Genomic DNA, 21,662 nt, shown 5'->3' on the forward strand with positions numbered 1-21,662 from the left:
GTGGGACGGGCCGTGGCCCCGGCGCGTCGGGCGCCGGGGCTCGGTGGCCGGTCAGACGTCGCTGCGGACGAGTTCCTGCGCCGGTCGCGCCGCCGGCGCCGGGCGACGCTCGCCCAGGTCCTCGGTGGGGGTGCGGTAGGTCTCCGGACCGGTGAGGGCGGCGATCGACGACAGCACCGCGAAGCCCAGGCACATCCAGGCGACCGGGGCCCAGTTGCTGGTGTCCCCCGCCGAGAGCATCTGCGCGACGGCGGGTGTGAATCCGGCGACGAGCAGACCGAGCATGAGGCTCACGGCCATGCCCGTGTACCGGACCCGGGCCGGGAACTGCTCCGGGAAGTAGGCCGGGTAGACACCGTTCGGCATGGCGTAGAAGAAGCCGATCAGCACGATCCCCGAGGCGAACACCAGTGGCGTGCTGCCGGTTCCGATGGCGTGGAAGAAGGCGAACACCATCGCGCCCGAGCCGAGGGCACCGAACACGAACACCGGCTTGCGGCCGATCCGGTCCGCGAGGAGCCCGGCCACGGGCTGGCTGAGTACCGCCACGAAGTTGGCGGCGGCGATCGCCCACAGCATCGTGGAGCGCTCGAAGCCTTCGACCTGCACGGCGTAGGCGAGTGCGAAGACATTGACGATCGTGTTGATCATGGCGAACGTGGCGCTGAGGCTGATCCGCAGGACGGTGCGCCAGTGCGAGCGGAACATCTCGACGACCGGCAGGGTGGCGGTCTCGCCGTTCTCCTGGAGTTCCTCGAACACCTCGGGCTCGTCGAGCTTGCGGCGCAGCCACACCGCGACCACCGTGACGACGATGCTGAGCCAGAACGGCACCCGCCAGCCCCACGAGTACAGCGCCTCGTCGGGCAGCGATGCCACCGGAATGAACACGAGGCTCGAGATGACGATGCCGAACATGATGCCGCTCATGGTGAACGACGTGAAGAACGAGCGCCGGTGCGCCGGGGCGTGCTCGAGCGTCAGGGACGACGAGCCCGGGGATTCACCACCGGCCGACAGGCCCTGCAGCAGGCGCAGCAGCACCAGGATCACCGGCGCGGCGATGCCGATCTGCTCGTAGGTGGGCAGGCAGCCGATGACGAACGTGGCGATGCCCATCAGCATCAGGCAGGCCAGGAGGGCGTTGCGCCGGCCGAACTTGTCGCCCCAGTGCCCCCACAGCACGGCGCCGAGCGGGCGGGCGATGTATGCGACGCCGAGGGTGCTGATCGACAGCAGCGTCGAGGTGGCTCCGTCGCCGGGAAAGAAGATCTTCCCGAAGACGAGGGCTGCGGCGGAGCCGTAGATGAAGAAGTCGTAGTACTCCAGGGTGCTGCCCAGGAAACCGGAGATGGCCGCCCGGCGGGCGTTCTCGTTCGGTCGTCCGTCGGGGCCGGCAGCGTGCGTGTTCGCCATGGCGTTCCTTTCGTCCCAGGATCCGACGGACGCCGAGTCGGCCATTCGGTGATGGCCCTCACAGTCGCCGGAACGAGACGAGCGTGACACGCCGCACTATGCAGCGTCCAACACTGAAAAAGTCTCAGATAAAGACCCTTATCATCTCAATCGGGCGTCGGAAGAATCTCCTCGGCGACCTTCAAGGCCACCTCGAGCGCCGGCGACACGCGCCGGGGCGACCAGCCGATCCCGTGGTGCATGTAGACGGATTCTCCGGCGAGGGGGACGAAGACCGTGCCCGGCGGCGTGATCGTCGCGATGCTCGACGTCATCAACGCCACCCCCACGCCGGCCGAGACGAGCACCAGGATCATGTACGGGTCGGTGATCTCCTGGACCACGCGCGGGCGGAACCCCGCGTCGAGGCACGCACGCATGGCGCTCTCCTGCAGGGCCGACCCCGCCGACAACGGGGTGGTGATGAAGCCGTCGTCCGCGAGTTCGTGCAGGTCGATCTCCGGCTCTCCGGCGAGCGGGTGGTCGGAGGGCAGCACGGCACCGAACGACTCGCGGCGGATCAGCCGGGTGGCCACCGCCGTGGACTGGACCGGCAGCCCGACGAACGCGAGATCCAATGCGCCACTCTCTAATTGGGTGACCGCGTCGCGGGTCATGATGCGGCCGACGAGGTCGAGCTCGATGTCCGGGTAACGCTGTCGCAGCGCCCGGGTCAGCGGCGGGAGCGAAAGATGGTTCAGCACACCGGTGAACCCGATCTTGATGCGGCCGTACACGCCGCCGGCGGACGCGCGCGTGGCCTGCCGTGCCGTCTCGACGCTTTCGAGGATGTGGTAGGCGTGGGGCAGGAAGGCGTGACCGCCCGCCGTGAGGGCGACGCTGCGCGTATTGCGCTCGAACAACGGCACACCGAGGTCCTTCTCGAGCTTGCGCACCGTCTGACTCAGGGGTGACTGCGCCATCTGCAAGCGGGCGGCGGCCCGGCCGAAGTGCAGCTCCTCCGCGACGGCGACGAAGGCCTGAAGCCAGCGGATCTCCATGTCGATCCCTTCGGGGACTTGACGACTGCACCTACAGCCGTATATCCAGATTCATACATGGTGCGTCTCCGATTGTTTCGATTTCGCACATGGATTCAGACTACTATCCACACACCGGCGAGGAGCAGCCGTATGGTGACCTATCCCTCGGGCGCGACCGCGCTCGTCACCGGCGGGGCGAGCGGAATCGGCGCGGCCTGCGCGAGGCGGCTGTCCGCCGCGGGCGTCCGGGTCGTCACCGCCGACATCGCGGACGGCGCCGACGAACGCATCGACGTCACCGACCCCGTCGCCGTCGAACGGCTGCGAGAACGCCTGGGCCGGGTCGACATCCTCGTCAACAGCGCCGGCGTCGTGGGACCGTCGGCGCCGCTGGTCGACACCGAGCTGTCCGACTGGCACCGCACGTTCCGCATCAACGTCGACGGCACGTTCCTCGCGTGCCGCGCCTTCGTTCCCGCGATGATCGGCGCCGGCTGGGGCCGGGTCGTGAACCTGGCGAGCATCGCGGCCAAGGACGGCAATCCGAAGCAGAGCGCCTACTCGGCGTCCAAGGCCGCGGTGATCGCGCTGACGAAGTCGCTCGGCAAGGAGATCGCGACGACCGGGGTGCTCGCCAACGTGGTTGCGCCCGCGGCGGTGGAGAGCCCGATGAACGCCGGAACGGATCCGGCGATCCTGGCGCGGTCGCAGAGCCTGACGCCGATGGCCCGGATGGGCCGGCCGGACGAGATCGCCGAACTCGTCGCCTGGCTCTCCTCGGACGCGCTGAGCTTCTCGACCGGCGCCGTGTACGACGCGAGCGGCGGCCGCGCGTCGTACTGACGGTCCGCACTCGGCCGACGAGCGGGAGGTTTCCGCGTCCAGCGGGAACTTGTCGTCGGAGCTACTCGGCCGACGCCGCCGTCCCGGCCCGCTCGGCGCGACAAGCTCCCGTTCGACCCGGAGCAGGCTGCGCGCGGAGGGCGTCGACGCGTCAGACCAGGGGCCACCCGGTGTACTGCTCGGCGATCAGGGTGCGTCCGGCGACGGAACGGGTGATCGCGTCGAGCTCGGCGTCCTGGCGCTTGTTGTCGAACGGGCTGCTGCCCGGGTGGGCGTGCAGCATCGACGACATCCACCACGAGAAGTGCTGGGCCCGCCACACGCGCGGCAGAACTTCCGCGGTGTAACCGTCGAGCCGGCCGCGTTCACCGCGGGTGAGGTACTCGTCCATCGAACGGGCCAGCACGAACACGTCCGCGACCGCGAGGTTGAGCCCCTTGGCGCCGGTCGGCGGGACGGTGTGCGCGGCATCGCCGGCGAGGAACAGGTTGCCGTGCTGCATGGGCTCGCACACGAAGCTGCGGAACTGCAGGATCGACTTCTCGAAGATCCGGCCGTCCTTGATCTCGGCACCCTCCCCGTCGACCCGGGCGTGCAGTTCGCTCCAGATGCGGTCGTCGGACCAGTTGGCGACGTCGTCGTCCGGGTCCACCTGCAGGTAGTGCCGCTGCACGTCGGCGGTGCGGGTGGAGATCAGTGCGAAGCCCCGCTCGTGCCGGGCGTAGATCAGTTCCTCCGACGAGCGGGGCGCCTCGGCGAGGATGCCGAGCCAGGCGAACGGGTACTGCCGGAAGTGGTCGGTACGCACCTGCGGGGCCGGAATCAGACCGCGGGTGCCGGTGCGCGAGCCGTCGCAGCCGGCGACGAGCAGCGCGTCGAGGCGCTGCGGGTTGCCCTGCGCGTCGGTGTAGGTCAGGTACGGCCGATCGGTGAGGTGGTCGTGGACCTGCACGTCGGAGACACCGAAGCGGAGGTCGCCACCGTCGGCGAGACGGCGGGCGATGAGGTCCTTGTTGACCTCGTGCTGCGGGTAGACGGTGACCGCGCGCCCGACGAGTTCGTCGAACGCGATGCGGTGACCCCTGCCGCCGAAACGGAACTCCACGCCGTGGTGCTCGTAACCCTCGGCCTTCAGCCGGTCGCCGACGCCGGTCTCGACCATGAGGTCGACGGTGTTCTGCTCGAGCACGCCGGCGCGGATGGTGGCCTCGATGTCCTCCCGCGAGCGCGCCTCGAGCACGACGGACTCGATGCCGCGCAGGTGCAGCAGGTGCGACAGCATCAGCCCGGCGGGGCCGGCGCCGACGACGGCGACCTGGGTGCGGGATTCGCTCATGGGGGACTCCTCGGGATCGGGAAGCGGTGACGACCCTCACTGTCCCGAAGGAAGGTCCACGTCGTCACCCCCCACTTTCACTCAGTGAAAGACAGCTTTCAGGTCAGCCGCCGGGAGATGCCGCTCGCCGCCGCTCGCATGGCCGGGATCAACGGCGCGGGATCCGCATCGATCGACACCACCACCGATATCGCCGCGACGACCCGGCCGGAACGCTCCCGGATCGGTGCCGCCATCGCCATCGTGCCCACGTTCAGGTATTCGCGGCAGATCACGATGCCGGTGCGGCGGACGCCGTCGAGCACGCGCCGTAACCGGGCCTCGTCGGTGATCGTGGCGGGGGTGAACCGTTCGAGCCCGGCATCGAGCACCTCCTGCAGCAGCTCGGGCCCGCCGTGGGCGAGCAGCACCAGCCCACCGCTCGACGCGTGCAGCGGCAGCCGGCCGCCCGCCCGGCCGACCACGGCCACGGCACCGCGCGCCGACAACCGCTCGACGTAGAGCGCCTCGAGCCCCTCCCGGACGACCAGCTGCACGTTCTCCCGGGTCGCATCGAACAGGTCCTCGAGATAGGGCATCGCCACCTGGCGCAGGCCGTGCGCGCGGGGCGCGAGGGCGCCGAGCTCCCACACCCGCACCCCGACCTGATAGCTGCCGTCCGCACGGCGTTCGAGTGCCCCGGCGTCGACGAGCTGGCCGCACAGCCGGAACACCGTCGGCAGGGGCAGCCCGGTCCGGCGGCTCAGTTCCGACTGGGTCAGGCGCGGGCGCTCGGCGGTGAACGCGCCCAGCACGGCGAAGGCGCGGCCGAGCAGGGTCCGGTCGGGAACATCGGGCACGCACCCATTGTGGGGTGTCCGCATCGGGCGGGCGCGAGCCGGAAGGGCACACCGGCGGCCGAGCGTCTATCGTGTTCGCGCATGCGACTGGTCGAGAGATCGAAACGGGTCATAGAGGCGCACCTGAACAACACCAGCATCCGGGCACTGTCGGGGTCGATGGTGGCGTACGAGGGCCAGGTGCAGTTCAAGTCGGCCGGATTCGGCGGCGGCGAGGGCGTGCTGGCCGGCCTGCGGCAGCGGGCCACGGGTGAGGGCCTGTCGCTGATGGAGTGCGCCGGCAACGGCGTGGTCTATCTCGCCCACCAGGGGCAGGACGTCACCGTGCTCGAGTTGAACAACGAGACCCTGCAGGTCGAGTCGGAGCAACTGCTCGCCCTGAACGGCAACCTCACCACGAACGTCACGTTCGCCGGGGTGCGCGGCAACATGAGCGGCCAGGGCCTGTTCACCACGACGGTCACCGGCAGCGGGCAGGTCGCGCTGCTGTCGGCCGGTGGCCCACTGATCCACCTCGAGGTCTCGCCGCAGTACCCGCTCGTCGTCGACCCGGACGCGTTCGTGTGCGCGAAGGGACAGTTGAGCCAGTCGTTCGTCACCGACGTCTCGTGGCGCACGTTCGTCGGTCAGGGCAGCGGCGAGGCGTTCTCGCTGCGGTGGGACGGCATGGGCGTCGTGTCCATCCAGCCGGCGGAGCGGTGAGGGAGGCAGCGATGACGGAGACAGCGGTGTTCTCGAAGATCAACGGCAAGGTCGTCAAGGTCGATCTGAACCAGTCCGGGCCGGTCGTCGCCCGTCGCGGCGCAATGCTGTTCTACACCGGCATGGTGCAGTTCGCTCCGCACCAGGTACCCGGGGCCGGTGGGATGCCGGGCATGGGCGGGATCGCCGGGATGGCGGGACGGATGATGCAGGGCGAGCACGAACGCACGATGCTCGCGCAGGGCAACGGCGTGGTGCACTACGGCTTCCGCGGCCTCGAGGTGCACGTGGTGGACCTGTCCGCGGGCGGCGAGCTGCGGGTGGAGGCGTCGCGGCTGCTGGGATACACCGCGAGCCTGCAGAGCTCGGTGGTGTCGATGTCGGCGCCCCCGGCCGGGGGCGGCGGGGGCGGTGGCGGCTTCCTGGGCGCGCTGCGCAGCGCCGCCACCGGCATGGTGACCGGCACCGGCATGTTCACCACCCAGCTGTCCGGGCGCGGGGCCGCGGTGCTGCTCGGGCACGGTGGATTCCTCGAGCTGCAGGTCGGCGGGCCGGCCCCGGTCGTCGTCGACCCGCAGTCCTTCATCGCCGCCCACGGACCGGTGCGGACGGAACTGAAGTCCGCGATGAGCTGGCGCACCGCGGGGCGCAGCGGCGGCGAGGGCCTCCAGCTCGAATGCACCGGTCAGGGCATCGTCTACGTGCAAGCGTCGGAGGAGAAACTGTGAGCGTCGTCCTGAACCCGTCCCACCTCGTCGGCAGCGACAACCTGCCCGGCAACCACTACGCCTTCTGCATCGACCTGCAGAGCCCGTGGTTCCTGTCCAAGGGCGCGATGATCGCCTACTACGGGCAGGTGCAGTTCACCTCGCTCACCCACGGACTGCAGGGGCAGCTGCTGCAGATGGTGGCGCACCAGTTCTCGGCCCCGCTGTACATGGGCGACTACGTCGTCGCCGAGGGGTACGGGAAGCTGATCCTCGGTGACCGTGGGTACGACATCAACTCCTACGACCTCGACGACGGCAACCTCACCATCCGGGCCGCGAACCTGCTCGCGTTCGAGCCCGGGCTGTCGCTGAACCAGTCGATCGTGCCGGGCTTCCTCACGCTGATCGGGACGGGCAAGTTCCTCGCGTCGTCGAACGGGCCCGTGATGTTCGCCGAGCCGCCGCTGCGGGTCGATCCCGAGGCGCTCGTCGGGTGGGCGGACTGCCCGTCGCCGAGCCACCACTACGACGAGGCGTGGGTCAACGGCTTCGTGGCGGCGGGGGCGCGCATGTTCGGTGTGCAGTCCGGGGAGGAGCGGCAGTTCGACTTCACGGGCGCCGGGACCGTGCTCATCCAGTCCAGCGAGAAGGTGATCGACGACAGCGCGATCGTCCGGACCATCGAGGGACAGCTACCGGGTCTGACCCCCGGCGGTCTGCAGCGGATCAACCAGGTGGTGGCGTCGCAGTTGCAGTCACAGCAGCACTGAACTCGGCAGCCCTGAGCCCGGCAGCACCGGCCTCAGGGCACCCCGGGCCGGGACTGGGCACTTGCCCGGGGCGCCCGAGGCCGGATTGTGACTACGCTCACAGGTAAGCCACACCTCATTGAGGTAAGGTTTGGTGAACCTAAGTAGTACGTCCAGGAGGGTCTCGATGATCGTCTGCAGCTGCCACGCTCTCTCGCACCGGCACATCGAGGCCCACATCGCTGCCGGGGCGCGCTGCACCCGCGAGATCGGCGCGGCCTGCCGCGCCGGCACCGACTGCGGACGGTGCGTCCGAAATATCTCGGCGATCGTTCGCGCATCCCGCGAGCGGGATGAGAGGATCGAACTCGAGACCGCCGTCTAGACCCCTACCCGGCGGTCGATCCGCGTTCGGTCCCCGGGAGGCGCCATGAAGGGCGACAAGAAGGTCATCGAGTACCTCAACGAGCAGCTCACCGCCGAGCTCACGGCGATCAACCAGTATTTCCTGCACTCGAAGATGCAGGACAACAACGGCTGGACCAAGCTCGCCGCGCACACCCGCGCCGAATCCTTCGAGGAGATGCGGCACGCCGAAACCCTCACCGACCGGATCCTGTTCCTCGAGGGCCTGCCCAACTACCAGCGGCTCGGCACGCTGCGGCTCGGCGAGACGGTCAAGGAGATGTTCGAGGCCGACCTGCAGGTCGAGATCGAGGCCCGCGACCGCCTCCGCAAGGGCTCCGAGTACATGCGCTCGGTCAGCGACATCACCTCGGCCCGCATCTTCGAGGAGATCCTCGCGAACGAGGAAGAACACATCGACTACCTGGAGACCCAGCTGGGCCTGCTCGAGCAGCTCGGCGAAGCCCTCTACATCTCCGTGCACGTATCGCCGCCGGAGTGAGCGAGGCGCGCGTCCCGATCGACAAGCAGACCCGCCCGGTGTACCGGGCGCAGATCGAGGTAGCCAAAGCGATCCGCCAGGCCACGGCCGACGCCGGACTCGAGCGTCGGCTCGTGGAGCTGGTGAACGTACGCGTCTCCCAGATGAACGGCTGCGCCTACTGCCTGGACGTGCACGTCCGGGACGCCCTGCGCGAGGGCGAGACCACCCAGCGACTCGCGGTGCTGCGGGCCTGGCGGGAGACGGACCTGTTCACCGAGCAGGAGCAGGCCGCTCTCGCCGAGTCGATCACCACGCTGCCCGACAGTCACCTGCAGGACCGGGACTACGACTTCGCGCGCGCCCGGCTCACCGAGGACGAACTCTCCGCGATCGCGTGGGTTGCCGTGGCGATGAACGCGTTCAACCGGATCTCCATCGTCAGCCGGCACCCGGTACGTCCCCCGCAACAGTGACGGCCGAATTGATTTCCTGAGCAACCACCCGGTTATTCTCGACGGATGACGAAGACCCGGTGGCTCAGCGACGACGAGCAGCGCACCTGGCGCGCCTACCTCGACAGCACCCGGCTGCTGATGAGCGCCCTGGACAAGCAGCTCACCCAGGACTCCGGGATGTCCCTCACCGACTACGAACTGCTGGTCGCCCTCTCGGAGGCCCCCGGCCGGCGGCTGCGCATGCGCGCCCTCGCCGACGCCGTCGTCACGACCCGCAGCGGCGTCACCCGCGCGATCAGCCGCCTCGTCGACGCCGGCTGGGTGCAACGCGTCGAATGCGACGAGGACAAGCGCGGCATGCTGGCCGAACTCACCGAGGCCGGCGCCGCGAAGCTGGCCCAGGCCAGCCCCGGACACGTCGAGGCCGTACGCTCCTACGTGTTCGACCTGCTCAGCCCTCAGGACGTGACCCGCTTCGGTGACACGTACACCGCGATGCGCGCGCACCTGCTCGACAACACCTGAACAGCCGGAGGAATGCCATGAGCGACCCGTCCGTCGTCGCCGTCCACAATCCGCAGCAACAGCGCTACGAACTGCGCGACGGCGACACCGTCGTCGGCTACACCCAGTACCACCCCGACGGCGACGTTCAACTCGTGTTCGACCACACCGAGGTCGACCGCGCCTACTCGGGCCAGGGCCTGTCGAGCACGCTGGTGCGGTTCGCGCTCGACGACGTGCGTGCCCGCGGCAAGCGGGTGGTGGCGATCTGCCCGTTCGTCGACGGCTTCATCGACAAGCACCCCGAATACAAGGATCTCGCCGACTGAGACCGGGACACGGCCGCATGCCGACTCCGCCGGATCCCTCCGCCGTCGCGGCCACCCTGCGGCGCGCGGGTTGCGTGTTCGCGGAGGAGGAGGCGCGGCTGCTCGTCGAGGCCGCCGGCACGCCCGGCGAGCTCGCCGGCATGGTGGACCGGCGCGCCGCCGGCGAGCCGCTCGAGCACATCCTCGGCTGGACCGAGTTCCACGGCCTGCGCATCCTCCTGGACCCCCGGGTGTTCGTGCCGCGCCGGCGCAGCGAGTTCCTCGTCGATCGCGCCGTCGCTCTCGCCGTGCCCGGCGCCGTCGTCGTCGACCTGTGCTGCGGCTCGGGGGCCCTGGGTGCCGCGGTGGCGACGGCCGTTGCCGGGGTGGACCTGCATGCGACGGACCTCGATCCCGCCGCGGTGCGGTGCGCGGGCCGCAACGTCGCCGCGCTCGGCGGCCGGGTGTACGAGGGCGACCTCTACGACCCGCTCCCCGAGGTGCTGCGCGGACGCGTCCACCTCCTGCTGGCGAACGTGCCGTACGTACCGACCGCGGACCTGGCGCTGCTGCCCGCCGAGGCCCGGGACCACGAGGACCGCATCGCCCTCGACGGGGGCGCCGACGGCCTCGACGTGCTGCGGCGGGTGGCCGCGACGGCCGGGCGATGGCTGGCACCGGGCGGGCACCTGCTGGTCGAATCGAGCGAGCGGCAGGCCGCCGGGATCGCCGAGTGCTTCGCCCGCAGCGGGCTGATCCCGCAGGTGGTACACAGCGACGACGCGTTCGCGACCGTCGTCGTCGGCACCGCTCCGCGCTGATCGTCCGGGCTCACCCGACGTGCGCGGCCCGGTGCCGGCGCACGGCGTCGCGGTTCGCGCACCGCGGCGAGCAGTACCGCTGCCGCCCGTTGCGGGAGGTGTCCGCGTAGACGTGGTCGCACTCGTCGAGGGCGCAGCGGCCGAGGCGGTGCATGCCCCGGCCCACCAGGTGCAGGGCCGTTCCCACGGAGACGAGGGCCTCGACGACACCGGCGAGGGAATGCTGGTCGTCCCGGTAGTGCAGGTGCCAGCCGTCGCCGGCGTGGTTCGTCATGCGCGGGTACGCCGATGCGGCGGCAAGCATCTCGTTGACCAGCGCGGCGCGCTCGGCGTCCCCGGTCGCGTCGACGACGCGGCACCAGCGTCCGAGCATCGCGCCGACGCCGAGCAGGTCGTCGGCACCGACCGGGAAGTCGATCACCAGGCCCGCCTCGACGCAGCGCTGCACCAGCGCGTCGACGGTCACGGGCGGGTCGTTCACCAGATCCGCGGCGAGCCGCACGGCATACTCGCCGTAAGGGTTGAGATGCACAATGCCATTACATCACGCTGGGTGGCATGCAGACATCCCATCGCCACCACTGGACCGAGGTCTCCCGCCACCCGACGAGCGAAGGCGTGGTGCGCTACCAGCGCTGCGCGTGCGGCCGCTGGCACATGGTCGCGACGCCCCTCGTCGCCGATCCGATCGGCGTGTCGGCGACGGTCCCGGTCACCCCGCGACCGTGAAACCCGGCGCCCCGCGGAGGACAATCGCCTCCATGACCGAGCGCAAGCGGCCGGACATCACCTTCGAGTCGTGGATCGAACGTCAGATCCGCGTCGCGCAGGAGCGGGGCGACTTCGACAACCTCAGGGGAGCCGGCAAACCCATCCCGCATCGCAGCGACGACGAGCTGTGGTGGGTGAAGGACTATCTGCGCCGGGAAGGACTGTCGACCGAGGCGTTGCTGCCGCCCCCGCTGCAACTGCGCAAGGAGATCGAGCGGTTGCGCGGCACCGTGCTCGACGTACCCTCCGAGCCGGCGGTGCGGCAGATCGTCCGGGAGCTGAACCGGCGGATCGTGGACTGCCTGCGCGCACCGAGCGGCCCCCTGGTCCCCATCCACAGGGTCGACCCGGAGGAGGTGGTCCGGCAGTGGGCCGCGGACCGGGCGGAACTGCGGTCGAAACGCGCCGAGCGGGCCGCGGCAGCGGCCGCCGTGCTGCGCGAGTACGCCCCCGAGCCGCCGCGTCGGCGCTGGTGGCACCGAGTCCTGGGAATCCGGTCCGCCGGAACCTGAGGCGCAGAGCGGCGACGAGTTCGCTCCCCCGAATCCGCACGACCGCACAGCCGCGCGGTCCACAGCCGTCCGCGACCACCATTCGCTGATTGTCGGGGCGTTCGTCGGTTCGTGTCGCGGAGACGAAAGTGCAGTCCCGGTCGGCGTACCCGTTGCCAGCAGACTGCCAGGAACGTCCCAAGGTTCCTCGAGCGTCACCGGCTGTACTGGTGTCGTTCGCATCGCGTTCACCGCACAGCGGTTCGCCGACGAGAGGCCGGTTCCATGGGAGTGTTCGACCGATTCCGCACGTCCTCCGCGAAGGGTACGCACCGGGCGGAGGACGTCCCCACCGCACCGACCGGCTACCAGCAGACCGCCGGCAGGCTGCACGCCTTCAACCGCTACGAGATCAAATACTTCGTCGACGAGATGAAGGTCCCCGAACTGCGGCGGGAACTCGCGGCGCGGATGGACACCGATCCGTATTCGCCCCACGGCGGGTATCCGGTCACCTCGCTCTACTACGACACGCCGGACCTGCGGTTCTACTGGGAGAAGATCGAGGGCCTGCGGTTCCGGCGCAAGCTGCGGATGCGCCTGTACGGCAACCCTTCCGAATGCACCGACGACACGCCGGTGCACATCGAGATCAAGCAGCGCGTCAACCGCGTCACCCAGAAACGGCGCATCGCAGTGCCGTACGGGAACGCGCGACGCTGGCTCGACGGACGGCAGGAGATCGACTGCGAACCCTCGCAACGCCCGTTCGTCCACGAGGTGACGACGCTGATCGGCAACCTCGACCTGCGGCCGATCGTGACCACCGGCTACCTGCGGGAGGCGTTCGTCGGCCGCGAGGCCGACCTCGGCCTGCGAGTGACGATCGACCACAAGGTGCACGGCCGCGACCGCGACTTCCACTTCGCCTCGGGAGCACAGAACCGGTTCGTCGTCCCGCCGAGGCTGGCGATCGTCGAACTGAAGGCCAACGAACGCGTTCCGTACTGGGCGACCGATCTGACCGCCCGGCTGGACATGTCGGTCGTCCGCGTCTCGAAGTACTGCCAGTCCGTCGAGGCGTTCGGCCTCGCTCCGCGCTCCCGGATGGGCGCCCCCGAACTCGTTCTGCCGCAAGGCTTCGACGACCGTGTGCCGACCGGTCTCTTCGAGACCTCGACGATGGCGCGCTGACCGCCGCACCGTCTGCCCGCGTCCCCCGCACGGGCGCCGTTCCCGTCCCTACACCGAACCAGGACCATCATGAATTTCGACCTGCAAGACCTCAGCGGGACGTTCACGACGTTCGACATCATCGTGTCGCTGTCGCTGTCGTTCGTGCTCGCCTCGATCATCGGCTGGGTCTACCGCCACACCCACAGGAACGTCTCCTACAGCCAGTCCTACGTGCAGACCCTCGTGCTGGTCGGCATGGTGATCTCGCTGATCATGCTGGTCGTCGGCTCCAACATCGCCCGCGCGTTCGCACTCGTCGGCGCCCTGTCGGTGGTTCGATTCCGCAACGCCATCAAGGAAACTCGCGATGTAGGCTTCATCTTCCTGGTGATGGCCGTCGGCATGACGACCGGCACCCGCTTCTACCTGCTGGCGATCGCCGCGACGATCGCGATCTGCCTGGTGCTGCTGATCATGAACAAGTTCAACTGGTTCAAGCTCGACGTCCAGCGTCAGGTCGTGAAGGTGCAGGTGCCGCCGGAGCAGGAGTACAACGCGCTGGTCGAGGACGTGCTCATCCGGTACTGCTCCGAGTTCGAACTGGTCTCCACCGAATCCGTTCGCTCCGGTGCGCTGACCGAGCTGTACTACACCGCGCAGCTGAAGAAGGGCACGAAGCCGAACGAGCTGATCTCGGCCCTGAGTGCGGTCAACACCGGCCAGCGGGTGACCGTCCTGACCGGATACGACCAGACGGACATCTGATGGACGACACACCCACCGCCGGGCAGTCGCCGCCGCGGCGCCGGCTCCGGCACCGGGTCCCGACGTCGCTGCGCCGGCACTGGAAACTCCTGGCTGTGTTCGTCGTGTTCGTGACGATCCTGGCGACCGTGTTCGGGGCGACCCGCATCCGCCCGTACATCACCGGCGACCCGACGATCATCGCCTCGGAGATCACCGACAACATCACCGGCACGGTGGACCTGTTCGACGCCTCGGTCCCGCACGAACTGTCGGTCGAGATCACCGACGCGGAATACGACGAGATGATCACCGCCTTCCAGAGCACCGGCGAGAAGAAGTGGGTCACCGCCGATGTCACCATCGACGGCACGCTGATCACCGACGTCTCGGTGCGGTTGAAGGGCAACTCCACCCTCATGGGCGTGCGCGGCGAGGACGCCGGGCCCGGCGGCGAGGGCTTCGAGCCCCCGGAGGGGATGGAGCTGCCCGACGGATTCGATCCGGCGGCCATGGGCGGCCCGGGCGGCATGTCGCAGGCGTCCGAGGACGATCCGACGTCGCTGCCGCTGCTCATCAGCTTCGACGAGAACGCCGGCGGCCGCGCCTACCAGGGCATGACCGAAATCTCGGTGCGTCCCGGCTCGCCCGTGCTCAACGAGGCGATGGCCCTGTCGCTGACCGCGGAGACCGGGCAGCCGACGCAGCGCTACGCGTACACGGTCTATTCGGTCAACGACAGCGCCACCACCACGCGCCTGCTGCTCGAACACCCCGACGACACGTATGCGAACTCCCTGTTCGACTCCGACGGCTACCTGTACAAGGCGGACGCGTCGTCGCGGTTCGAGTACATCGGCGACGACCAGTCGGACTACGCCGACCAGTTCGAGCAGATCAATGCGGTCGGGACGGGGAACCTGCAGCCGGTCGTCAGCTTCCTGAAATGGCTGGACTCGGCGAGCGACGAGGAGTTCGGCGCACACCTGTCGGAGTGGGTGGACGTGGACTCGTTCGCGCGGTACGTCGCCACGCAGAACCTGCTCGTCAACGGTGACGACATGAGCGGGCCGGGCCAGAACTACTACCTCTGGTACGACCTGCAGACGGGCAAGCTCTCCGTCGTGTCCTGGGACCTGAACCTGGCCATGCAAGGCGATGTCACCACCGGCCCGCACGACACCGTCTCGATGACACCCGGCGCGATGGGCGGCCCCGGGCAGGGCGAGGCCGGCACCGCGGCGGCCGACCCCGGCACCATGCCCCAGCCGCGTGGGATGCTGCCTCCGGGCGCAGCTGCACCGCAGGGCGGGCAGGGGGCAGGCCGGGTGCAGTCCGGCAACAGCCTGAAGACACGGTTCCTCGAATCCGACGCCTTCACCCAGGTCTACGAGGACGCCTACCGGGACCTCCACGAACAGATGTACGGCAGCGGACGCGCCATCGAGGTGCTCGACACCCTGGTCTCGACCGTCCCTGTCAGCGACGCACTCCCGGCCGCTTCCCTCCAGTCGAGCGCGGACTCGATGCGGTCCTGGATCGAACAGCGCACCGCTGCGCTCGCGGAGCTGCGTGACAGCTGAGCTGCGTGACAGTCGACCGGACGAGGCGCGAGCGCCGGGCGCGAGGTGCGGCCCGGTTTCACAGCCGGACCTCAGGAAGGACTCAGCGTCGGCCCAGTCCCTGCCGGCATCCTGGAGACGGCAGAATCGATCACGAATCTGCCCGCAGGGAAAGGAATCGTCATAACCACCTCAGCTCCGACGGTCCCCCACCCGGGACACCCGTCCGGGCGCGACACCGGTGCCGTCTTCCTGATGGCCGGTGGCGTTCCCGGAGCGGGTAAGAGCACCCTGCTTCGCCGGATCGAGCACGACATCCCGGGTCTGACCGTTCTCGATCCGGAGCGCCGGGCCGAACGCCTCGCCGCCGCGCTTCCGCCGGGCCTGCCGTATCGCTGGTACCGGCCACTGGTCCATCTCATGCACACCCTCGACGTGGTGCGCACCCTCCTGGCCGGACCGCACCGGAGCGAAGGGCCTGTGGCCGTTCACGACACCGCCACGCGCAGGCGCCGACGCGACTGGACGGCCCGCCTGGCACGGCGACGAGGCTGGACGCCGGTGCTGGTCTTCCTCGACGTGCCCCGCGATGTCGCGCGGGCCGGACAGCACGCTCGCGGGCGCGTGGTGAACGAGTCGTCGTTCGCGCGGCACTGGCATCGGTGGACGGCTCTGCGACCGCACCTCACCCGCGAGGACGACGCCCCGGCCGGGGGTCCGTGGGACCACGTCGTCGTCACCACTCGCGACGATGCGAAGAGCCGGGTGTTCGGATTGCTGACGCAGGACGGGACGGACCGCTGCGCACTCGGCGGCGGATCCCCGTGCGCGCAGTGACGATCTCCGGTACGCAGTGACGATCTCCGGCACCGCAGTGACGATCTCCGGCACCGCAGTGACGATCTCCGGCACCGCAGTGGCATCGACACCTCGGTGACCGGTGTCCCCGACACGTGTCGGGTTCACCGAAGGCGCACTTCCCAGCAGATCCACGGCTCACTCCCATGGACGCCCGAGGGTCGTCCGGTTGTGTGGGTGCGTGAACGGACGCGATGCGTCATGCCCCAGCAAGGAAGGCACGACTCGATGACAACTCCCACCCAGGCCGTCGACACCGCAACCGCCCGCGGGAATCGGCCGGACTCCGTATGCGAGAGGGACGGTCCGGAGCTGCGCGTGCTGCGCTGCGAGCGGCAGCACGTCGACGCGCTGCTCTCGACGCTCACCCTCAGGCAACGCGAAATCCTGCGCCTGCGGGTGGTCGAGGGGTTGTCTGTGGAGGAGTCCGCCGCCGTCCTGCGGACGACGCCCGGCGCCGTTCGTGTGGGTCAGCATCGCGCGTTGTCCCGCCTTCGGGCGGCGCTGGCCGACCCCGCGCGCATGGGCGCCGTCACGGGGCCGGGCGACTCCCGGCCTCGGCCTCGGCGGGGTGCGGTCGCGCGCCTGCCGCGTGCGTCAGCTGTTCCTCCGTGACCGCCTCACCGCGGGCGACCATGCCCGCCTCGTGCGACAGCGGGATCTGCCGCAGGAAGCACGCGATGACGAAGGCCACCAACAGGAATGGGATCAGGTACCAGAACACCGGTGCGAGGGAGTCGGCGTAGGCGTCGACCACGCCGGTGCGCACGGAGTCCGGCAGCTGGTTCAGGGCCGCGGGATCGAGCGTCGCCGTCGCCTGGCCAGCCTGCTCCGGGGAGGCCCCGGCTCCGGTGAATACGGCGGTGAGCTGCTCGGCCAGCCGGTTGGTGAAGATCGTGCCGAAGACCGCCACGCCGAGGGACGCGCCCACCTCCCGGAAGTAGTTGTTGGTGCTGGTCGCGGTCCCGATCTCGGTGGGCGGCACGGCGTTCTGCACCACGAGAACGACCACCTGCATGATCAGACCCAGGCCGAGGCCGAGGGTGAACAGCATCGTGCAGATCAGCCACAGCGGCGTGCTGCCTTCGAGGGTGGTCAGCCACAACATCGCGGCGGCCGTGACGAGGGCACCGGCGATGGGATACGCCTTGTAGTGACCGGTTTTCGTGATCGCGATGCCGGAGGCGATCGAGGTGGCCATCAGGCCGGCCATCATCGGGATCATCAGCAGGCCGGAGACCGCGGCCGAGGTGCCGGACGACATCTGCAGGAACGTCGGCATGAAGGCCAGCGCCGCGAACATGCCGAGGCCCACGGTGAAGCCGATCGCGGTGGCATTGACGAAGATCGGATTGCGGAACAGCGACAGCGGAATGATCGGATCCTCGGCGCGGGACTCGACGAGGACGAAAAGGCTTGCCGCGACGAGCACTCCGACGGCGAGCGCGAGGGTCAGCGGGTCGGTCCAGCCCCGGTCGCCACCGAAGTCCGTGAACAGGATCAGGCACGTGGTGGCGGCCGAGAGGGTGAGCACGCCGAGGAAGTCGACCTTCTTCTCGGGCCGCTTCGTGGGCAGCGTGAGGGTGAACCAGGCGATCGCGAAGGCGAGCACGCCGACGGGCAGGTTGATGTAGAAGGCCCAGTGCCAGGTCAGGTGGTCGACGAAGAAGCCGCCGAGCAGGGGGCCGGCGACGGCGGCCACACCGAAGACCGCACCGAGCGGACCCAGGTACTTGCCACGCTGGTCGGCCGGGACGATGTCGGCGATGATGGCCTGGGAGAGGATCATCAGGCCGCCGCCGCCGAGGCCCTGCATCGCGCGGAAGATCACGAACCACCAGAAGTCGGTGGCGAAGGCACAGCCGGCGGAGGCGAGGGTGAACACCGCGATGGCTACGAGGAAGAGGGTGCGGCGGCCGAACACGTCGCCGAACTTTCCGTAGATCGGCATCACGATGGTGGTCGCCAGCAGGTAGGCGGTGGTGATCCAGGCCTGGTGTTCGACGCCGCCGAGCTGCCCGACGATGGTCGGCATCGCGGTGGAGACGATGGTCTGGTCGAGGCTCGACAGCAGCATGCCGGCGATCAGCGCGGAGAAGATGAGCCAGATCCGGCGCTGCGTGAGCACCAACGGTGGTGCCGCGGGCCGGGACGACGTTGCGGTCACGGGTTTCCTGCCGTTTCGATGGGGTCGAGTCGCTGTCCGAACAGTCGCCGGACGATGTCGAGATTGCGGAGCAGCAGCTCCGCGAAGGGTCGATCGGTGTCGTCGCCGAAGAACTCGTCGGCGGTGTGCCGGGTGATGTCGGCGAGCGCGTAGACGACGGTCCGCGGCAGCGGATCGTCGGGAGGCAGGTTCTCTCTCCGGGCGACGACCTCGGCGAACCGCCGGAGCTGGGCCTCGCCGTTGTGCAGGATGCGGGGCAGCAGCTGCGGCTCGCGGTGGATGATGTCGTGGTACTGCTTCGCGTGCTCGCGGGTGAAGTCGGTGCGCCCGATCTGGGCGAGGATCACCGCGACGAGGTCCTGGAGCAGCGTGGGGGAGATGCCGTCCCCGTCGTGCCGCCCGGCGGCCACGAAGGCGTTCTCCGCCTCGGGGGTCAGGCTGAGCGGGGGCTCGCCGAGGACCGCGTCCTCCTTGGACGGGAAGTAGTTGAAGAAGGTGCGCCGGGAGATCTCCACCCGCTCGCAGAGTTCCTCCACGGTGAACCCGGCAAGACCATGTCGGGCGGTGAGCGCGCGCGCCTCGCCGACGAGTGCGGCTCTGGTGCGCTCCATCCGGCGGTTCCGCCGCCCGGACGGAGTTGTTGCACTTTCATCCATAGAGTGCATGATTGCACCATTGTCCCGAGAGTGCAAAGAAGCCTGGTGTCTGCGGGCGACTATGGGACGTTATGGTCATTTATGGAGAACTTCAGATAGAACTCCATAAGTCTCTATACTCGCCCCATGGACCTCGAGTTCAATCCGTTCAAGCCCGGCTCCGGACTCCGGCCGCCGGCGCTCGAGGGGCGCGACGAGCAGATCGGGGCGTTCGAACTCCTGGTCGCCCGCAGCAAACGGCAGAACTACGACCGTGGCCCGATCCTGTCGGGACTGCGCGGGGTCGGGAAGACGACCCTGCTCAACACCCTCGTCGAGCACGCCGACCGGCAGGGATGGCTCACCATCGCCATCGAGGCCCGCCCCAGCGAGGCCGGCACCACCGCGGTCCGCGCCAAGCTCTCCCAGGAGCTGACGGTCGGACTGCGCCGCTACAGCCGCAAGCACCGGATCCAGCACGCGATCGACCCGCTCATCGACCTCGCCCGCGGCTTCTCCCTCGGCCTCGGCCTCGGCCCGGCGACCGCAAGCTTCTCCCTCGACCAGCGTCCGGCAGCCAGTGGCGACATCGATCTCGACCTCGAGGAACTCGTCGAAGCGATCACCGCCGAACTGCGGCCCAGATCCAGCGCATTCGGGTTGTTCATCGACGAGATGCAGGACCTCGACTCCGATCTGCTGTCGGCGCTGCTCGCCGTCCAGCACCGGGCGAGCCAGCGCGAATGGCCGTTCTTCCTCATCGGCGCCGGACTACCCAATCTTCCCGCGGTGCTGGCCGGCAACCGCTCGTACGCGGAGCGACAGTTCCTCTACAGCACCATCGGCCCCCTCACCCCGGCGGCCGCAGCCGACGCCCTGCGCATCCCGGTACGCCGTCAGGGCGGGGACTTCACCGACGACGCGCTCGCCGTGCTCGTCCAGGCCAGCGGCGGTTACCCGTACTTCCTCCAGGAGTACGGGAAGGCGATCTGGAACATCGCTCCGCACAGCCCCTTTCAGCTCGAGGATGCCGAACTCGCCGTCGAGGTGGGCCGGCGTCACCTCGACGAGGGATTCTTCCCGTCCCGCTGGAACCGGGCGACCGACCGCGAGCGCCGTTACCTCACCGCGCTCGCCGCCACCGGCGAGGAGACCCCGCGGTCCGGGAAGGTCGCCCAGCTGATGGGCTCGACCGCCACCGGCGTCAGCGACGTCCGCAACTCGGCCATCCGCAAGGGCCTGATCTGGGCACCGGAGCACGGTCGCATCGCCTTCACCGTCCCGGGTATGGCCGACTTCATCCGCCGTCAACCGGCGGAGTAGCCGGATCAGCGGCCCCGCTCGGCCACCATCCGGTCCACGGCGCGCACGCTGAGCACCTGGTCGAGAGCCATGGAGGCGCAGCCGATCATCCCGGAGCGATCGCCGTGCGACCAGGGCAGGATCTGCAGGGCGCGGGTGGCCACGGACACCGCGTCGCGATAGAGGGTTTCGCGCAGTCCGGCGACGAACACGTCGTAGGCCTCGGCCATGTCGCCACCCACGACGAGCACCGCCGGGTCGAGGAGGTTGACGGCACCGGCGATCACCTCACCGATCCGCCGGCCGCTGTCCCGGATCATGCGGCGCGCCTCCGCATCCCCGCCGACGGCGAGGGCTACGACGTCGCGGATGTGGGTCACGTCCCGGCCCTGCTCCTGCAGGTCGCGGACCAGGGCCCAGCCCCCGGCGATCGCCTCGACGCAGCCGACGTCGCCGCAGCGGCACAGGACGCCCTGCGCGGCGGCGGTCTTGGTGTGCCCGATCTCGCCGGCCGCGCCCACCGCGCCGCGCTGCAGCACACCGCCCGACACGATGCCCGCACCGAGGCCCGTGGACGCCTTGATGAGGAGCATGTCATCGAATTTCCGTCGTTCGCCGAGCCTTTCGGCGAGCACCATGACGTTCGCGTCGTTGTCGACGAACACCGGCGCCGCACCGAGGCCGGCGAGGAAGGGCTGCAGCTCGACACCGTCCCAGCCGGCCATCATCGGCGAGTCGAGGCTGCAGCCGCGGACCGTGTCCACCGTGCCCGGCAGGCTCACCCCGATGCCGACGGTGCGGGGCGCGCCGGGACCGAGCGCGTCGCGCAGGTCGGCGAGGTGCGCGGCGATCTTCGGCATCAGCTCGCCCGGGCTCGCCCCGATCTCCTGCTCGAGGTCCTCGGTCCGGAGCAGTTCCCCGGCGAGATCGCAGACGGCGAGCTGGGTGCGGCTGCGGCCGATCGCGCCGACGAGCACGATGCCCGCGCCGGCCCCGAAGGTGAGGGTGAGCGGTGGCCGCCCACCGGTGGAGGGCCCCTCCTCCGTTTCGACGACGAGGCCGAGGTCCTGGAGTGCCGCGACCCGGGCGGCGACGGCGGTGCGGGAGAGCCCGGTGTGGTGCCCGATCTCGCTTCGGGTGGTCGCGGCGCCGGCGCGGACGAGGGCGAAGACCTCGCCCGCTGTGGCGGGCGCGCTGGAGGATCGGCTCATACCGCCATTGAACCAAGGAACCGCACCCGAGAGCGCCTCGTGCAGCCGCGGCGTGCTGCGTCGAACCGGACTTTGTTCTTAGAAATGCGTAAGTTTGTTGTTTCAGTGCGGAAGATGTTCTACGGTTGCCAGTGACAGCCCTCACCCCCTC

General features: G+C 69.4%; 26 protein-coding genes. 18 read left to right on the top strand and 8 right to left on the bottom strand.

Annotated elements, in window-relative coordinates:
- Window positions 1-51: 51 nt before the first annotated feature.
- Complete coding sequence (locus G6039_RS04900; RefSeq protein WP_006944053.1) at window positions 52-1,416, bottom strand: MFS transporter; 1,365 nt, start codon at window positions 1,414-1,416, stop codon at window positions 52-54.
- 146 nt (window positions 1,417-1,562) lie between these two features.
- On the bottom strand, window positions 1,563-2,456 hold the full coding sequence (locus tag G6039_RS04905) for a LysR family transcriptional regulator (RefSeq protein WP_043799951.1): 894 nt from the start codon (window positions 2,454-2,456) through the stop codon (window positions 1,563-1,565).
- A 132-nt stretch (window positions 2,457-2,588) separates the two neighbouring features.
- Here G6039_RS04905 and G6039_RS04910 point away from each other — a divergent pair, with 132 nt between their 5' ends.
- Window positions 2,589-3,281, top strand: a complete 693-nt coding sequence (locus tag G6039_RS04910; RefSeq protein ID WP_043799954.1) for an SDR family NAD(P)-dependent oxidoreductase — start codon at window positions 2,589-2,591, stop codon at window positions 3,279-3,281.
- Between the two features lie 151 nt (window positions 3,282-3,432).
- On the opposite strand, the gene G6039_RS04915 is transcribed toward G6039_RS04910, so the two are convergent.
- Both G6039_RS04915 and G6039_RS04920 read right to left on the bottom strand, forming a co-directional pair.
- Window positions 3,433-4,617 carry a 4-hydroxybenzoate 3-monooxygenase gene (locus G6039_RS04915; RefSeq protein WP_043799955.1) on the bottom strand — a complete coding sequence of 395 codons (1,185 nt, stop codon included), beginning with the start codon at window positions 4,615-4,617 and terminating at the stop codon, window positions 3,433-3,435.
- 98 nt (window positions 4,618-4,715) lie between these two features.
- A complete protein-coding gene (locus tag G6039_RS04920) occupies window positions 4,716-5,480 on the bottom strand; it encodes an IclR family transcriptional regulator (protein ID WP_044476359.1) in 765 nt (254 codons plus the stop codon).
- Window positions 5,481-5,537: 57 nt separating this feature from the next.
- On the opposite strand from G6039_RS04920, the gene G6039_RS04925 reads away from it, so the two are divergent.
- From G6039_RS04925 to G6039_RS04965, 9 genes are all read left to right on the top strand, one after another.
- On the top strand, window positions 5,538-6,158 hold the full coding sequence (locus G6039_RS04925; RefSeq protein WP_006944059.1) for an AIM24 family protein: 621 nt from the start codon (window positions 5,538-5,540) through the stop codon (window positions 6,156-6,158).
- A gap of 11 nt (window positions 6,159-6,169) precedes the next feature.
- A complete protein-coding gene (locus G6039_RS04930) occupies window positions 6,170-6,886 on the top strand; it encodes an AIM24 family protein (RefSeq protein ID WP_206530738.1) in 717 nt (238 codons plus the stop codon).
- Window positions 6,883-7,638, top strand: coding sequence for an AIM24 family protein (locus tag G6039_RS04935; protein ID WP_006944062.1), 756 nt, complete (start codon window positions 6,883-6,885; stop codon window positions 7,636-7,638). Before G6039_RS04930 ends, G6039_RS04935 begins: the two co-directional genes overlap by 4 nt.
- 166 nt (window positions 7,639-7,804) lie before the next feature.
- On the top strand, window positions 7,805-8,002 hold the full coding sequence (locus tag G6039_RS04940) for a (2Fe-2S)-binding protein (RefSeq protein WP_006944063.1): 198 nt from the start codon (window positions 7,805-7,807) through the stop codon (window positions 8,000-8,002).
- Window positions 8,003-8,047: 45 nt separating this feature from the next.
- Window positions 8,048-8,524 carry a bacterioferritin gene (gene bfr / locus G6039_RS04945; protein WP_006944064.1) on the top strand — a complete coding sequence of 159 codons (477 nt, stop codon included), beginning with the start codon at window positions 8,048-8,050 and terminating at the stop codon, window positions 8,522-8,524.
- Window positions 8,521-8,979, top strand: coding sequence for a carboxymuconolactone decarboxylase family protein (locus tag G6039_RS04950; protein ID WP_043799956.1), 459 nt, complete (start codon window positions 8,521-8,523; stop codon window positions 8,977-8,979). The genes bfr and G6039_RS04950 overlap by 4 nt, the downstream gene beginning before the upstream one ends.
- A 45-nt stretch (window positions 8,980-9,024) precedes the next feature.
- On the top strand, window positions 9,025-9,486 hold the full coding sequence (locus G6039_RS04955; protein WP_006944066.1) for a MarR family winged helix-turn-helix transcriptional regulator: 462 nt from the start codon (window positions 9,025-9,027) through the stop codon (window positions 9,484-9,486).
- Between the two features lie 17 nt (window positions 9,487-9,503).
- Complete coding sequence (locus G6039_RS04960; RefSeq protein ID WP_006944067.1) at window positions 9,504-9,794, top strand: GNAT family N-acetyltransferase; 291 nt, start codon at window positions 9,504-9,506, stop codon at window positions 9,792-9,794.
- Between the two features lie 17 nt (window positions 9,795-9,811).
- Window positions 9,812-10,594, top strand: a complete 783-nt coding sequence (locus G6039_RS04965) for a putative protein N(5)-glutamine methyltransferase (RefSeq protein ID WP_006944068.1) — start codon at window positions 9,812-9,814, stop codon at window positions 10,592-10,594.
- A 10-nt stretch (window positions 10,595-10,604) separates the two neighbouring features.
- On the opposite strand, the gene G6039_RS04970 is transcribed toward G6039_RS04965, so the two are convergent.
- Complete coding sequence (locus G6039_RS04970) at window positions 10,605-11,126, bottom strand: CGNR zinc finger domain-containing protein (protein ID WP_006944073.1); 522 nt, start codon at window positions 11,124-11,126, stop codon at window positions 10,605-10,607.
- A gap of 26 nt (window positions 11,127-11,152) precedes the next feature.
- Between G6039_RS04970 and G6039_RS04975 the strand changes: the two genes are divergently transcribed.
- From G6039_RS04975 to G6039_RS30970, 7 genes are all read left to right on the top strand, one after another.
- Window positions 11,153-11,323 (top strand): hypothetical protein, encoded by a 171-nt coding sequence (locus G6039_RS04975; protein WP_155951819.1) that lies wholly within the window; start codon window positions 11,153-11,155, stop codon window positions 11,321-11,323.
- Between the two features lie 32 nt (window positions 11,324-11,355).
- Complete coding sequence (locus tag G6039_RS04980) at window positions 11,356-11,877, top strand: DnaJ family domain-containing protein (protein ID WP_029546623.1); 522 nt, start codon at window positions 11,356-11,358, stop codon at window positions 11,875-11,877.
- Between the two features lie 264 nt (window positions 11,878-12,141).
- Complete coding sequence (locus G6039_RS04985) at window positions 12,142-13,050, top strand: polyphosphate polymerase domain-containing protein (protein ID WP_043799960.1); 909 nt, start codon at window positions 12,142-12,144, stop codon at window positions 13,048-13,050.
- Window positions 13,051-13,119: 69 nt separating this feature from the next.
- Window positions 13,120-13,797 carry a DUF4956 domain-containing protein gene (locus tag G6039_RS04990; protein ID WP_006944084.1) on the top strand — a complete coding sequence of 226 codons (678 nt, stop codon included), beginning with the start codon at window positions 13,120-13,122 and terminating at the stop codon, window positions 13,795-13,797.
- On the top strand, window positions 13,797-15,359 hold the full coding sequence (locus G6039_RS04995) for a CotH kinase family protein (RefSeq protein WP_206530740.1): 1,563 nt from the start codon (window positions 13,797-13,799) through the stop codon (window positions 15,357-15,359). Before G6039_RS04990 ends, G6039_RS04995 begins: the two co-directional genes overlap by 1 nt.
- A 234-nt stretch (window positions 15,360-15,593) precedes the next feature.
- Complete coding sequence (locus G6039_RS05000; protein WP_043799963.1) at window positions 15,594-16,175, top strand: P-loop nucleotide/nucleoside kinase family protein; 582 nt, start codon at window positions 15,594-15,596, stop codon at window positions 16,173-16,175.
- Between the two features lie 249 nt (window positions 16,176-16,424).
- Window positions 16,425-16,811: a sigma factor-like helix-turn-helix DNA-binding protein gene (locus G6039_RS30970; RefSeq protein ID WP_043799967.1), complete on the top strand. Its 387-nt coding sequence runs from the start codon at window positions 16,425-16,427 to the stop codon at window positions 16,809-16,811.
- Here G6039_RS30970 and G6039_RS05010 read toward each other — a convergent pair.
- Window positions 16,729-18,363, bottom strand: a complete 1,635-nt coding sequence (locus G6039_RS05010) for an MDR family MFS transporter (protein WP_043799969.1) — start codon at window positions 18,361-18,363, stop codon at window positions 16,729-16,731. The genes G6039_RS30970 and G6039_RS05010 overlap by 83 nt on opposite strands.
- A complete protein-coding gene (locus G6039_RS05015) occupies window positions 18,360-18,974 on the bottom strand; it encodes a TetR/AcrR family transcriptional regulator (protein ID WP_051446064.1) in 615 nt (204 codons plus the stop codon). The genes G6039_RS05010 and G6039_RS05015 overlap by 4 nt, the downstream gene beginning before the upstream one ends.
- A 171-nt stretch (window positions 18,975-19,145) precedes the next feature.
- Between G6039_RS05015 and G6039_RS05020 the strand changes: the two genes are divergently transcribed.
- Window positions 19,146-20,321, top strand: a complete 1,176-nt coding sequence (locus G6039_RS05020) for an ATP-binding protein (protein ID WP_043799975.1) — start codon at window positions 19,146-19,148, stop codon at window positions 20,319-20,321.
- Window positions 20,322-20,326: 5 nt separating this feature from the next.
- Here the strand turns inward: G6039_RS05020 and G6039_RS05025 are convergent, their stop codons facing one another.
- The gene (locus tag G6039_RS05025) at window positions 20,327-21,511 is read right to left on the bottom strand and encodes an ROK family protein (protein WP_043799978.1); all 1,185 of its coding nucleotides are present in this window, start codon (window positions 21,509-21,511) and stop codon (window positions 20,327-20,329) included.
- Window positions 21,512-21,662: the final 151 nt, after the last annotated feature.

This window comes from Rhodococcus aetherivorans (genome assembly GCF_011058165.1).
Classification (GTDB): Bacteria; Actinomycetota; Actinomycetes; order Mycobacteriales; family Mycobacteriaceae; genus Rhodococcus; species Rhodococcus aetherivorans.